This is a genomic window from Paraburkholderia sp. SOS3 (assembly GCF_001922345.1).
Lineage (GTDB): Bacteria > Pseudomonadota > Gammaproteobacteria > Burkholderiales > Burkholderiaceae > Paraburkholderia.
Genome location: NZ_CP018811.1, coordinates 1,332,537 through 1,346,408 on the forward strand (window position 1 = coordinate 1,332,537; position 13,872 = coordinate 1,346,408).

The window sequence follows — 13,872 nt, forward strand, 5'->3', positions numbered from 1 at the left end:
GTTGCCGCCTGATTCGACTTCGCACATTCCATCCGAAGGCGATCATCGGCGCATCGCGCCCGTGGTTGCCTTCCCTCGGCTTGTATTTAGCGGTATTCGGCCTATGCTGAAGACCATCCGATGCACTGCAACCAGGGCCTGCAGTGAGAGGCTCAGTCTTCGATAAGAGAGGCTAAGCATGAAAATCGTCGTTATCGGCGGCACCGGGCTGATCGGCTCGAAGGTCGTCGCGATTCTGCGCGAAGGCGGTCATGAGGTTGTCGCGGCGTCACCGAGAAACGGTATCGATACGATCACGGGCGAAGGCCTGAAACAGGCGCTGGCCGGCGCACAAGTCGTGGTCGATCTTGCCAATTCGCCATCCTTTGAAGACAAGGCCGTGCTCGATTTCTTCGAGACGTCGGGCCGCAATCTGCTCGCGGCGGAGAGCGAGGCCGGCGTAAAGCACCACGTCGCGCTCTCGATCGTCGGCATCGAACGGACGCCCGAGAACGGCTATTTCCGGGCAAAGGTCGCGCAGGAGAAATTGATCGAGCGCTCGGGCATCCACTACACGATTGTCCGGTCGACCCAGTTCTTGGAGTTTCTCGGCGGTATCGCCGATAGCGCCATGGAAGGAGGCAAAGTCAGGGTTTCGCCAGGCCTGTTCCAGCCGATCGCATCGGACGACGTTGCCGCGATCGTTGCGGACGTGGCGGTGGCGCAGCCTGTAGATAGCATCGTCGATATCGGCGGCCCAGAACGTGCGCCGTTCAATGAAATCATCGCGCGGTATCTGAAAGCCGTAGGCGATCCGCGCGAAGTCGTGCGCGACCCCGACGCGCGTTATTTCGGTGGGCTCGTCGACGACCAATCGCTTGTGCCTTTAGGCGAAGCCCGCCTTGGAAAGATCGGCTTCGACGAGTGGCTCAGGCGTTCCCGCGCGAAAAACTGATAATCCTGTTCAAGGGTGTCGGTTTCGTTCGTCGTCGACACCTCTCGATTGCGAATCGCGTTGTTCGCAAGGCAACACGCCGATTCGACAAGCCGCCTTCCGCGGCGCTTCGTTGAAATCTATTGTGCCGATCGAGGCACACGTTTCTTTCTACGACGGAGCGAACCATGCGATCGGCGCACACGCTACAGAGCACAGTCTTTATCTCGTCAGTTCTCGCGATGACGATGACCTCGGGCGTCGCTCACGCCGAGCCATTCACGGTGAAGGTGGACAATCTCGATCACGGACGCTTCTCTAACGAGCAGGTGTACGGCGGATTCGGTTGCCACGGCGATAACGTGTCGCCGCCTATTTCGTGGAGTCGTCCTCCGGCGAACGCAAAGAGTATTGTCGTGACGATCTACGACCCCGATGCGCCGACGGGCGGCTTAGGCTGGACGCATTGGGAGGTCGTCAATATACCGGCGTCGCAATCGTCGCTCGAAAAGGGCGCGTCGGGCAATGCGGCGCTGCTGCCGATGGGCGCCGTCGAAACATTGACCGACTTCGGCGAATCGAAATACGGCGGACCATGCCCGCCTAAAGGAACGTCGCATCGATACATCGTGACCGTGTCGGCGCTCGACGTTCCGCATGTCGACGTCGGGAAGAAGTCGAGCCCGGCGCTCGTCGCCTATCAGATGCACGGGAAGGTGATCGCGCAGGCGCGGTACGTGGCGAAGTATCGCCGCGCAGCCAATTGACGGGACGGGGCTGGCACGCTATCGACAGCCTTGCGCGAATTGCGGACAATCGAACGACTTGACCGCACGACGCGCAAGAGGAATCCATGCAGAACACAAACACGGCACACCTCGCGTTCGACACCCTCATCGTCGGCGCAGGATCGATGGGCATCGCTGCGGGCTACTACCTAAGCAAAGCCGGAAACAGGGTGCTGATGATCGACGCCGGCAATCCGCCTCACGATACGGGCGCACATCATGGAAGCACACGCCTTATCCGTCATGCGTACGGGGAAGGCGTGGCTTACGTGCCGCTCGCATTGCACGCGCAGCAGCTTTGGCACGAGCTGGAACAGCAGGCGCGCACGGCCATCTTCGCGCGCACTGGTGTCACGAACATCGGCTTGGCCAGCGACCCGTTTCTGCAAAAGGTTCAGCAAAGTGCGACGCAGTACGGCTTGCATCTGGAAACGCACAGCGGCACCGAGGCGAGCAAACGCTGGCCGGCGTGGCAGCTTTCGGCTGCCCAAGTGGTGTGCTTCGAGCCCGATGCGGGCGTGCTGTTTTGCGAGCGTGCAATCAGCAGCTATCGCGAACTCGCAACTGCGCTCGGTGCAACGCTGCTACCAGACACGCGCGTCGCGCGCATCGACGTGCACGGTCAGAGCAGCGTCAGCGTCGTGACCGACAAAGGCGAGCGGTTCAGCGGACGTGATCTCGTCGTATGTGCCGGTAGGCGGACCCGTCAGTTGCTTGCGCCTTTAGGCGTCGATCTTCCCGTTACGCGCGTTCGCAAGTGCTTCGCGTGGTTTGAATCGGGGCACAAGGTGTTTACGCCCGACGTGTTTGCAGGCTTTATCGCCGAGTCGGCTGTGGGCCACTTCTATGGTTTCCCCGATCTGGACGGCAGCGGCCTGAAGATCGGCCGTCACGACGCAGGCCAACCGGTCTCCGCGGACGCGCCGCTCGCGCCGTTCGGTGACGAAGCATCGGATCTGGCCGACCTGCAGAGTTTCCTGCAATTGCATTTGCCGGCCGCGGGCAAGCTGCGCACCGGCAAAGTCTGCGAATACGACATGACACCCGATGCCGATTTCATTATCGACCGGATACCTGCTTGCCCCAATGTGCACGTTGCAACGGGCTTTTCAGGACATGGATTCAAATTCGCCAGCGCGATCGGCGAAGCATTGGCCGAAGGCATCCTGCACGGCGAGAGCCGCATCGATCTTTCGATGTTCTCATGCGAGCGCTTTAACGTGGGTTAACGCTTGAGCGGCGTCTGACGCAATGCATCGCCTCGATGCATCGTTCGCGCATTCAAGGCCTGCAGAATCGGCTGCAGGTTTCGCTCATAACGTGTCGAGTTCGGTGCCGACGTGCGGCGGTACTCCGTGTAGACTGGCTCCACTGGAGCGCGCGGTCCCGCGGTGCTCTCGTCCGATCCATTTTTCACATACGGAATTCGAAAGGGAACGTCATGGCAAAAGATGAGATTGTCTGGGGAGTCCTCGGCGCAGCGAATATCAACGACAAAGTCGTCGTGCCGATGCACAAGGCGCCTAAATGCCGCGTAAAAGGCATTGCGTCGCGCGATCCGCAGAAAGCGAAAAGCGCTGCGGCGAAATATGGTCTCGCCGTCGCGTATGACAGTTATGAGGCGCTCCTCGCCGACCCGGAAGTCGACGCAGTCTACATTCCGTTGCCCAATCACGTGCACGTCGAATGGACGATCAAGGCCGTCGAGGCGGGCAAGCATGTGCTGTGCGAAAAGCCGATCGGACTCGACGCGGCTCAAGCCGGGCGGCTGATCGCCGCTCGCGATAAAAGCGGGAAGTACATCCAGGAAGCGTTTATGGTTCGCACGCATCCACAATGGCTGAAAGTGCGCGCATTGATCGAAGAGGGCGTGATCGGCGAACTGCGAGCCATATCGGGTGGCTTCACTTACAGCAATACGAACCCGAACGACATTCGCAACCAGGCCGCCATCGGCGGCGGTGGCCTGCTCGATATCGGCTGTTACCCGATCACCACGTCTCGCTTCGTCATACGGCGTGAGCCGCGGCGCGTGGTGGCAATGCTCGAGCGCGACCCGAACTTCAAGACCGATCGTCTCGGCTCGGTGATGATGGATTTCGACGGCGTGCAGGCGAGCTTTTTCTATTCGACGCAAATCCACGGCTATCAGCGCATGCAGTTTCACGGCACGCAAGGGCGCATCGAAGTCGAAATCCCGTTCAACGCGCCGAACGACAGACCGACGCGCCTGCTAGTCAGCGAGTGCGCGAGCGATGGAACCGCGAACGAGCGTTGGCTCGAGATTCCGGTGTGCGATCAATATGGCGTGGCCGCCACGGTATTTGCAGAAGCGATCTTGAGCGGCGGCCAGCAGGCTATCCCGCTCGAAGACACACGCGCGAATATGCGTGTGATCGATGCGGTGTTCCGCTCGGCTCAAACGGGCGCATGGGAAAGCATCGCGTAAAGCGGTTTATCGCGGCTTCGCGTATCCGCTTTCTATCCAGTCCGAGGCGCTGCGCGTGGACAGCTTGAACGTCGGCGCGACGCGTATTCTGGCGAGCGATTCGCCCGACGCGTTTTCGGCCGCAAGCATCGCGTGCGGGTCGTCTTCGTCGGGTACGATGTCGAGCGTCACGCTGATGCGCTCGCTCGCCGTGTCGACCCACACCTGCTTGTGAAGTTGTGCGTGCAACTGTTGCTCGTGACGGCGCAGCACTTCCGATGCCGTCTTCACGAGCGTATTGAAGGCGGAGACATCGAGCGGCTTCGGGTTTTTTTTGTCGCGGCCCATCGTCCACGGGCCGACGAGCGCGGGCTCTGCTTCGCCTTCTTTCGTCATTTCGACGGCCCAGCCGTCGTCCTCTTCGTTCTTGATGACACGGCACGTCCATCCGTTATCGCGCCAGAGGCGGTCTTCGTGGACGACGTCATCCGTGCCGGCTGCGTCGTGCGTATCGTGCGTATCGTGCTTGTCTTGCGCGGAATCGGTGGCTGAGTTCATACGGATCAGGCGGTGGGCAATGATTGAATACGGCGGCGGGTCGTGCCAGTGCGAGCGGCTATTCTACGCGAGTAGCGATATTGCACGTCGCCGCGCGCATAGCGAGCCGGGCCGCAGCGTCTGTTATTCGCTGGCGGCATCGGAGCAACGCAGTAAAATGACGTTCGTCCCAAAACACGACGAGCCCGTTGCATGCTATAGCCGGCTCAAAAGTTGAACCTCTATGTCCTATTTCGGAATCGGTCTTCACGTCATTATCGCGATCGGCTTTGCGATCCACGCCGTCCACACACGGCAGAATATTTACTGGCTTTTTATTCTTTTCGCGTTTCCGCTGCTTGGCAGTGTCGTCTATTTCTTCGCCGTATGCCTGCCGGGTATGCGGCAGTCGCGCAGCGGCTATGCGGCGTCGCGGGCGATCTCGCAGCTGGTCGACCCCGATCGCGCATTGCGCGAGGCGCGCGCCGATTTCGATCGTGCGCCCACGGTGCAGCATAGAATGCGCCTCGGTGCGGCCTTGCTCGAAGCCGGGCGCGCCGGCGAAGCGCTCGAACAGTATCAGACGGCCGCCAACGGCCCGTTTGCCGACGATCCGGGACTATTGCTCGGCCTCGCGCAGGCGCAGTTCGCGGTGGGCCAGCCTTCGGCCGCGGACGAAACGCTGACGCGCCTGTTCAAGGCCAACCCGCAGGCGCGCAATCAAAGCGAGCCGGCTCTGCTTTACGCGCGCACGCTCGATGCGCTTGGCGCGCCCGGTACGCGTGCGGCTTACGAGGCGGCGCTCAAGTGCGCGAGCGACGCGGCGCCGCGGTGTCTGTTCGCTGACTGGCTCGTCAGGCAGGGCGATCAGGCGGACCGGGAAAGCGCGCGCAGCCTGTATGCCGATATCGTGCAGGACGCGAAATACTGGCCGCGTCACGCGAAAGATCACAATCGCGAATGGCTGCAGCGGGCGCAGTCCGCGTTGGCGTCGATGCCGGCGCGGGGCTGAGGGTGCAAAGCGGCTCAGCGGTGGCGGCGAGCCCAACGTCAACGCGCATCGCGTCCATCTTTTTGTCGCAATACGTTTCGCGCGCTACGCGTCTTGCGCCTGCGCCACCAAAGCCACCATCCGGTCACGGCCATCCCCGCGAGCGTGGCACCATTCACCATGACGACTGCCTCGAGCAGAGGTCCGCCGAGCACACCGGTATGCAGTGGATAAACGACTGCCACCGCGCGTGCGCCGACATCGAGCCTGTTCCATCGATGCGCCGCGAGAACCTCGCCCGTAACGGGATCTACCCAGATCAACGTGCGCCCGTTCGGATGCGGATCGTCGGGAAGATGCAGCCGCACGTGCACGGGTCGATCTGCTTTAGCGGGCACCTGGACGAGATAAACGCGGCCTTGCGGAAACGCCGCGCGCGCCGCATCGACGCTTGCATCGAGCGGAAGCCGCGCGCCAGGGGCGACGCGTGACGCTGAAGGCAGCGCGGGCGGGCGCATCGGCATTTCGCCGTTCAGCGTCGTGACAAAACCCCGCAGCGGCTGCCAGGCCATATACGCACCGGTCGCGATCGAAATCGCAATCAGCACGCCAAACGTCGCGCCGCTCACGCGATGCAAATCGAAGAGGCTGCGCACCAGCCCCCTGTGCAACTCGATGCGCCATCCGGACTGCACGCCGCGCGGCCACCACAAGATCAGACCTGTTACGAGCAACAGCAGATAACACAGCGCTACGATCGCAAGCACCGAGCGGCCGATGTCGTCCATGAACAGCGAACTGTGCAGCCTGAACAGAAAGTTGACGACGCCTTCGTTTTCGCCGCGCCGGCCGAGTTCGGTGCCGCTATACGGATCGAGATAAACGGTGCCGTTCCACGCACCGCGCACGATCACCGACAGGCTATCGTTCGCTTTGCGTGGCGGCAAAAACGACAAAACTGCTTTATTGCCGAACTCGGCGGCGAGCGCGGACCGTATCGCTTCGAGCGGTAAAGCCGCGCGACGTTGGACACCGGAACTATCGTGCAGCGCGACCTTGAACAGTTGCGGATGCAACTGTTCGTCGAGTGGCGGTGCGACGACAAGCAATGCGCCGGTCAGCCCCATCATGCCCAGCATCCAGCCGAGGCTTAGGGCGAAGCATCGGTGCATGCTGAGCCAAAGGTCACGCAGTCGCCGCATCACACATCCAGGGCGCAAACATATGAAGCGTTACCGTTTGATCGCGTTCCGCGTGCCGCATCAGTAAACGAAGTGGCCTTGCACATAAACCATCCGCGGCGCGCCGACCATACGCCCGGCGTTGCCGTCGACATTGCGCGTGTAATACCGCTTGTCGGCGACGTTATTGATGCCCACGGCGATGTCGCTACCTTTCCAGTTCGGAATCTTCCAGTCGGCCTGCAGGTCCCAGACGCGGAAACCCGGCACGCGTCCAATGCGTGCATCTGGCGTTTCGGCCACCGTATTGGCCGCGTCGGAATACTGCGAACTCTGGTGCGTCGTCGACACGTTGAAGGTCCACGCATTCAGGGTGTATCGCAAACCCATCGTATCGGTGATGCGCGAGTAGAACGGCACGTCCTTGCCCGCATTGACGCCCTGCAACTGAATGGCCTTCGTGTACGTGAAATTCGCGTAAGCATCGAGTCCGCGCAGCACGCTGTCTTCGTCGAACTGGTAGTCGATCGCCGTTTCGACGCCCTGGTGGCGCGTCTCGCCGACGTTCTGGAACAGCGGCGGCTGCGTGCCCGCAATCTGTTCGATCTGGTTGTCGAAGTGCAGGTTGAACGCGGTCACTTCCGCATGCAGATTGCGGCTCGACCAGCGCGCGCCGACTTCATAGGTTTTCGCTACTTCCGGCTGCAGCGGGTTCGTCGCCGATAGCGAATTAAGCTGCAGATTCTGCACTGGCCCGAACGACGTGTCGTAATCCGTGAATAGCGTCAGCGCCGGCGTCAGCAGATATGCGACGCTGATCGCCGGTAGCCCCCGGTTGTTATTGTTGTCGAAGGACCGATTGGTCGCGTCCTCGATACGCGACGATTCGATATGTTCGAACCGGATGCCCGGTGTGATGCGCCAGCGCTCGTAAGCAATGCGATCGTCGATATAAACAGCGCTCGCATCGGTCGAATTGTCGAACTTCGTGGTCGGTCCGTTCAGACCGGTTGCGATCGACTGGCTGAAGCTCGAATCGTCGCCGCGTTCGCGCACGTAGCGATAGCCGACCGTCACGTCATGGGTCGTCGGCCCGAGCCGGAAACGCTGCGTGAAGCGCGGCTCGATGCCGAACACCGAGTAATTGCGCGGCTGGTGTTGCAGTTGCGTGCTGGCCGAGTTGATCAGCACGCTGTTGCGGTAGCTCTCGTTGTAGAAGGTTCGGACTTCGAATTCCTGCGTTGACGAGATCGTGTTCAGATAGCCGATATCGAACGCTTTGCGGTCGCCTTGCCAGTAGTCGGTGGGCCGCGTGTTCTGGAACGGGTTCTGGTCGAATTGCGCGACAGTCAGTCCGCCCGGTGTGCGCGACTTCACGTCGTAGTATGAGAATTTGCCGTAGATCTCGGACGTCGGCGTCAGTTCGTAGCGGTACTTGAGCTGCAAGTCGTTGAACCAGTCGTTGCTGCCTTCGCGCCAGTCGCGGCCTTGCTGGCCCGAGTAGAGCAGCGCGACGCCGAGGCCGTTATCGAGTTGCGTGCCGAGGAACGTACTGTATTGCGTGTTGGCGCCGCCGCCTTCGGTGTAGACGTTCTCGCGCACCGAGGCATCGGCGGTCAAACCGGCTTTGTTCGGAATCGCGCGCGTCTCGAAGTTGATCACGCCGCCGACGTTTTGCGGACCATAGCGCACCGAGCCGCCGCTGCGCACGACATCGATCGATTCGATATTGCCCAGGCTCACCGGCGCAAACGACAGCTGCGGCTGGCCGTAAGGTGCAAATGCAAGCGGAATGCCGTCGAGCAGCACCGTCGAGCGCGGTGTATAGCGTCCGGTCAGGCCGCGCACGCCGATATTCAGCGAAATCGAACTGCCCGCCGTGCCGGAATTGTCGGTCGCCTGCACGCCCGGAATGCGCCGCATCACGTCGCCGATGCTGGTTGCGCCGCTCTGCTCGATCTCTTTCCTGTCAACGATGTCGCGCGCGCCCGCAAATGTTTTTACGCTGTTCTGCAGTCCGGAACCGAGCCAGTCGCCCGATATCGAGATCGGGTCGAGCACGGTCGATTTGTCGTCTTTGACGCGGGCGGCCTCTTCCTGCGAGGCGGTTTCGACCGCGAAGGCGCTGTCCGGCATCGAAAAAATCATGATGGCGGCGGCTGCCGCATAAGGAGTCAGTTTGCCGATCGGTGCACAGCGTAATCCTGCTAAAGCCATGATTTCCTGGGTTCCCTTCGCTCAGCGAATGCGGCCCGCGAGGCTCGCGGACTGTTACGGAATGTTTCAGTAAAAATTGAGACCGCATTCTAATTGCGAATCGTTGTCATTTGCAACTGTAAATATTCGAAGGCGAAATGATGGCTAGTGAAGCGAAACGAACGTCCGGCGTGCTCCGGCCGTCAACGCGGGTAGGCGGTTTGCAGCGTGCTGAGGCGAAGGGGCAGGATCGCGCTGCGGCGAGGTGGACGTGCTACGAGGGGATTGGGAAGAGAAGAGATCGAGACGAACGACCGTTCGTCTCGATCGCCGCCGCCGAGATTCAATTGAAGGCCAATGCGTTTATCGAATCTGGCATGGCGTCTGTGACGTGCCTTATGCCGCGCGCGCCGGCTCCGGGCCCGGTTGCGGTTTGCCGATCTGCCCCATCACCCGAAAGCGCTCGTTTTCGAGCGCAAATTGCGCGTCGATTCGGCCAAACAGATCGATCATGGGCGCGACGAGGCCTGTCCAGCCAGTCTGATGACTGGCGCCGAGTCCCGCGCCATTTTCACCATGAAAATATTCATAGAACAGAACGAGATCGCGCCAGTGCGGGTCGGTCTGGAATTTCCCGGTGCCGCCGTAAACGGGGCGGCGCCCATCGGCGTTACGCAGGAACGTGGACGTCAGGCGGCGAACGATTTCCTGAGCGACTTCGAACAGCGTCATTTGCCGTCCGGAGCCCGTCGGGCATTCGATCTTGAAGTCGTTGCCGTAGAAGCTATACAGGTTCATCAGCGCGCGCACGATCAGCAGATTGACCGGCATCCACACGGGTCCGCGCCAGTTCGAATTGCCGCCGAACATGCCTGTATTCGATTCGGCGGGCAGATAGTCGACCGTGTAGATGTGCCCGCCGACATCGATCGAATAGGGATGCTTCAAATGATGCCGGGACAGCGAGCGAATGCCGTGCGGCCCGAGGAATTCGTCCTCGTCTAGCATATAGCCAAGCACGCGCTCGAGTTTGCGCCTGTTGAGCACCGATAGAAGCCGACGCCCGTTGTAACCGATGAAACTGCCGTCAGTCGGTGCGACCTGTTCGATCAACTCGGGGTAGCGCGTGCGAAACTGCGCAATTAGTTCCATCAGCTTCGGATGGCGCGCCACCGACGGCGCTTCGAACACCGTCGATGCGCACAGCGGCAGCAAGCCGACCAGCGAGCGGATTTTGAGGCGCGTCGTGCGTCCATCGGGCAAGCGCAGCAGATCGTAAAAGAAGCCGTCATGCTCGTCCCACATCTCGTCCTGATGTGCGCCGCGTCGATCCATCGCATAGGTGATCCACATGAAATGCTGGATAAACTTGAACGCAATTTCTTCGTACATCGGATCGTGGTCGGTCAGGTTGATGGCCATCTCGAGCATGCACTGGCAGTAGAACGCCATCCATGCGGTGCCGTCGGCCTGCTCGAGCGATCCGCCATTCGGCAGCGGTGCGCTGCGATCGAACACGCCGATGTTGTCGAGACCCAGAAAGCCGCCGGCAAACACATTGCGGCCCATCGGATCCTTGCGATTGACCCACCAGTTGAAATTGAGCATCAGGCCTTGAAACGAGCGCTCGAGGAAGTGGGAATCGGCGCGTCCCAGCTCCTTTTCGTACTTGTATAGCCACAGCGTCGCGGCGGCGTGGACGGGCGGATTCACGTCGCCAAAGTTCCATTCGTATGCGGGAAGCTGGCCGTTCGGATGCACGTAGAGGCTGCGCAACATCATCAGCAACTGGTCCTTCGCAAAGTCGAAATCGACGAGCGCGAGCGCCACCGTATGGAATGCGAGGTCCCAGGCCGCATACCACGGGTATTCCCACTTGTCCGGCATCGAGATGATGTCGGCGTTCAGCATATGAAACCACTCCGCATTGCGCACATTGCCGCGCGTGCTGTCGAGCAACGGATGGCTACCATGTTCGCGCAGCCATAGCTCGAGATCGAAGTAGTAGTACTGCTTGCCCCACAGCATGCCCGCGAGCGCCTGGCGATGGACGCGCCGCTCGTCGTCGTTCAGTGCGACAGGCGTGATGTGTTCATAGAATTCGTTTGCCTCTGCAACGCGCATCTCGAACGTACCGTCGAAGCTGCCGAACGCATCGACGAGCCTCGATGCCGTCAGGCGCAAGCGGATGGTGGCGCTGCCGCCGGCGCAAACGTCGCACACGTACAGGGCTGCGGCCTTGGTGCCGGTTCTGTCGGGATTCACGGTGTCGTGCTGTGCCGAGACGACGTACGCATGGAATGCATCCTTCACGTAAGGCGACCGGTTCGGCTGGTTCCAGAGCCGTTGCGCATTGCTCTCGTTTTCGGTGAAAAGCAGTTCCGATGCGCCTTCGCAATGGAGCCAGTATTCGCCGAGCGTGTCGTGCGCGGCGTGAATCACGCCTGGTCCCGCTTCACGCAGCGACGGTTTGTCGTGGTCCTCGCCCCACGACCACGTATTGCGGAACCACAGTGTCGGCAGAATGTGCAATGGTGCGGCTTCCGGGCCGCGGTTATACGCGGTGATCCGGACGAGCACGTCTTCCGGCGTTTCCTTCGCGTACTCGACGAACACGTCGAAATAGCGGTCGTCGTCGAAGATGCCGGTGTCGAGCAGTTCGTACTCCATCTCGTCGCGTGAGCGGCGCTGGTTGGTCTCGACGAGGTCCCGATAGGGGTATTCGCGTTGCGGGTACTTGTACAGGTATTTCATGTACGAGTGCGTGGGGGTGCTGTCGACGTAGAAGTAATACTCCTTCACATCTTCGCCGTGATTGCCCTCGCTGTTCGTCAGGCCGAAGAGGCGTTCTTTCAGAATGGGGTCTCGCCCGTTCCATAACGCGAGTGCGAAGCACAGGCGCTGATGGTCGTCGCATAGTCCGCCGAGTCCGTCTTCGCCCCAACGGTAGGCGCGCGACCGCGCATGGTCATGTGTGAAGTAATTCCACGCGTCGCCGTTGTCGCTATAGTCTTCCCGGACCGTACCCCACTGACGTTCGCTCAGGTAGGGCCCCCACTTTTTCCACGGCACTTGCGCTTCGCGCGTTTCGTTCAGACGCGATTGCTCCACGACGTCGGCGATGACAGGGCACATGCGTTCCTCCGTAACGTCTGAATGAACTCGACCCGTGGCGATGCGACCGCGCGATGCCGGCGGTCGCCTTTGGTCTGCGATTCAAACAACGGCGATACATCGTATGGGGGCTGGTGGGCGTTCCAGTTGTCACGCATACGGCAAAGAGAGAACTCTGGCGGCGATCTCTAAACAATGTAGGTGCCGTCAGTGCGCATGGCAACCAGATGGTCGATGGACTGCATCGCGCACGCCAGCGTTTCGTTGGCCGTCAATGGTGCTTTTTGCCGGCGGACAAGGAAATCCCTGCGCCGCTGGCGCGCATTCCGTCTTGCGGCCGCGCTTCATATCATCAGGTCATGGCCGAGTTGCGCCCGCATATGAAGGACGTCGACTCGTTCGTTCAGCAGGTGATGCGCCAGCGCGGGTGCGGTTACCGTCTCTCGGCCGCCTGGTGCAACGGCCGTGTGATCGGCGCGCAACTGCTTTCCACTGCACGGGACTACGCACGGAAACAGGGCCGCCGCGAACGCGAATTGAATCGATGCGGCGAAGCAGCTTCCGCCCGCGGAAACAAGTCTGAAATGGGTCCATGATTGCGTCATGAGGAGGAGGGCCCACCATGACCGATATCGATCTCGCCGATGTTTACCGCCGCTACATCGCCTGTCTGAATACGCAGGACTGGCCGTCGCTCGCGCAATTCGTCGACAATGACGTGAAATACAATGGCCAGCAGATTGGTCTGTCGGGTTACCGGCAAATGCTGGAGCGTGACTTCCGCGACATTCCCGATCTGCAGTTCAAGATTGAATTGCTAGCCGTCGCGCCGCCGTTGGTGGCGAGCCGCCTGCTATTCGACTGCGCTCCCAAGGGCATGTTTCTCGGGTTGCCCGTTCAAGGGAAGAGGGTGAGTTTTAGCGAAAACGTGTTTTATGAGGTCCAGGCTGGAAAGATTGTGCGCGTATGGTCGATCATCGACAAAGCGGCAATCGAAGCGCAGCTATAACGGCCAGGCGGGCATGGAAGGCAACGCAGCGAACGGGCCGCCATAGGCGGGGCGTATTGGCAGAGCTGTCATCATGCGCGACAATCGCGGCGATTTGTCGGCATTAGACACTTGGAGCCTGCGATGACAGTTCTGATCCTGGGGTTGCTGATATTCCTTGGCGCGCATTCGGTGCGGATTTTCGCGGAAGGCTGGCGCGAGGCGCGCATCGCGCAGCTCGGCGAAAAGCGCTGGAAATCCGCGTATTCGATCGCATCCGTTATTGGACTCGTGCTCATCATCTGGGGCTACGCCATCGCGCGGCGTGAGCCTACTTTGCTCTGGTCGCCGCCGATATGGGCGCCGCACCTTGCCGCCTTGCTCACGCTTATCGCGTTCATCCTGTTTCCGGCTGCGCATATGCCGGGCAATCACTTCAAATCCATGCTCAAGCACCCGATGGTGATCGGCGTCGCATTATGGGCGTTCGCGCATCTGGTCGCAAACGGCACGCTAAACGCCGTCGTTCTGTTCGGCGCGTTTCTTGTCTGGGCGGTCGTCGATTTCGCGGCCGCGCGACGGCGGGATCGTTCCGCAGCAATCGACTATCCGAAGGGGGCGTTGTCGAGCGACCTCAAGGCCGTGGTGGCCGGCATCGTCGGATGGGTGATATTTGCGTTTTTTCTGCATGGGTGGTTGATCGGCGTCAAGCCGCTAGGCTAGCGCGGAGCGTGAG

At 60.8% G+C, this 13,872-nt stretch carries 12 protein-coding genes; 8 read left to right on the top strand and 4 right to left on the bottom strand.

Annotated elements, in window-relative coordinates; genetic code table 11:
• Positions 1 to 178: 178 nt before the first annotated feature.
• The 4 genes from BTO02_RS06125 to BTO02_RS06140 all read left to right on the top strand — a co-directional run bounded on the left by BTO02_RS06125 (position 179) and on the right by BTO02_RS06140 (position 4,150).
• A complete protein-coding gene (locus BTO02_RS06125) occupies positions 179 to 934 on the top strand; it encodes an SDR family oxidoreductase (protein ID WP_075156284.1) in 756 nt (251 codons plus the stop codon).
• A 167-nt stretch (positions 935 to 1,101) separates the two neighbouring features.
• Complete coding sequence (locus tag BTO02_RS06130) at positions 1,102 to 1,680, top strand: YbhB/YbcL family Raf kinase inhibitor-like protein (protein ID WP_075156285.1); 579 nt, start codon at positions 1,102 to 1,104, stop codon at positions 1,678 to 1,680.
• 86 nt (positions 1,681 to 1,766) lie between these two features.
• Positions 1,767 to 2,930: an N-methyl-L-tryptophan oxidase gene (solA, locus tag BTO02_RS06135; protein ID WP_075156286.1), complete on the top strand. Its 1,164-nt coding sequence runs from the start codon at positions 1,767 to 1,769 to the stop codon at positions 2,928 to 2,930.
• 212 nt (positions 2,931 to 3,142) lie between these two features.
• The gene (locus BTO02_RS06140) at positions 3,143 to 4,150 is read left to right on the top strand and encodes a Gfo/Idh/MocA family protein (RefSeq protein WP_075156287.1); all 1,008 of its coding nucleotides are present in this window, start codon (positions 3,143 to 3,145) and stop codon (positions 4,148 to 4,150) included.
• 6 nt (positions 4,151 to 4,156) lie between these two features.
• Here BTO02_RS06140 and BTO02_RS06145 read toward each other — a convergent pair whose 3' ends face one another.
• Positions 4,157 to 4,687, bottom strand: a complete 531-nt coding sequence (locus tag BTO02_RS06145; RefSeq protein ID WP_075156288.1) for a hypothetical protein — start codon at positions 4,685 to 4,687, stop codon at positions 4,157 to 4,159.
• A gap of 223 nt (positions 4,688 to 4,910) precedes the next feature.
• Between BTO02_RS06145 and BTO02_RS06150 the strand changes: the two genes are divergently transcribed.
• Entirely contained in the window at positions 4,911 to 5,678 is a 768-nt protein-coding gene (locus BTO02_RS06150) for a tetratricopeptide repeat protein (protein WP_075156289.1), read from the top strand.
• 38 nt (positions 5,679 to 5,716) lie between these two features.
• Here BTO02_RS06150 and BTO02_RS06155 read toward each other — a convergent pair whose 3' ends face one another.
• The 3 genes from BTO02_RS06155 to BTO02_RS06165 all read right to left on the bottom strand — a co-directional run bounded on the left by BTO02_RS06155 (position 5,717) and on the right by BTO02_RS06165 (position 12,169).
• A complete protein-coding gene (locus tag BTO02_RS06155; protein ID WP_075156290.1) occupies positions 5,717 to 6,859 on the bottom strand; it encodes a PepSY-associated TM helix domain-containing protein in 1,143 nt (380 codons plus the stop codon).
• Between the two features lie 60 nt (positions 6,860 to 6,919).
• On the bottom strand, positions 6,920 to 9,055 hold the full coding sequence (locus BTO02_RS06160) for a TonB-dependent receptor family protein (RefSeq protein WP_075156291.1): 2,136 nt from the start codon (positions 9,053 to 9,055) through the stop codon (positions 6,920 to 6,922).
• Positions 9,056 to 9,430: 375 nt separating this feature from the next.
• A complete protein-coding gene (locus BTO02_RS06165; protein WP_075156292.1) occupies positions 9,431 to 12,169 on the bottom strand; it encodes an MGH1-like glycoside hydrolase domain-containing protein in 2,739 nt (912 codons plus the stop codon).
• A 53-nt stretch (positions 12,170 to 12,222) separates the two neighbouring features.
• Between BTO02_RS06165 and BTO02_RS06170 the strand changes: the two genes are divergently transcribed.
• The 3 genes from BTO02_RS06170 (at position 12,223) to BTO02_RS06180 (ending at position 13,859) form a co-directional block, all read left to right on the top strand.
• A complete protein-coding gene (locus BTO02_RS06170; protein WP_156883761.1) occupies positions 12,223 to 12,744 on the top strand; it encodes a hypothetical protein in 522 nt (173 codons plus the stop codon).
• A 26-nt stretch (positions 12,745 to 12,770) separates the two neighbouring features.
• Positions 12,771 to 13,157 carry an ester cyclase gene (locus tag BTO02_RS06175; RefSeq protein ID WP_075156294.1) on the top strand — a complete coding sequence of 129 codons (387 nt, stop codon included), beginning with the start codon at positions 12,771 to 12,773 and terminating at the stop codon, positions 13,155 to 13,157.
• A gap of 123 nt (positions 13,158 to 13,280) precedes the next feature.
• Positions 13,281 to 13,859, top strand: a complete 579-nt coding sequence (locus BTO02_RS06180) for an NnrU family protein (RefSeq protein ID WP_075156295.1) — start codon at positions 13,281 to 13,283, stop codon at positions 13,857 to 13,859.
• Positions 13,860 to 13,872 lie beyond the last annotated feature (13 nt).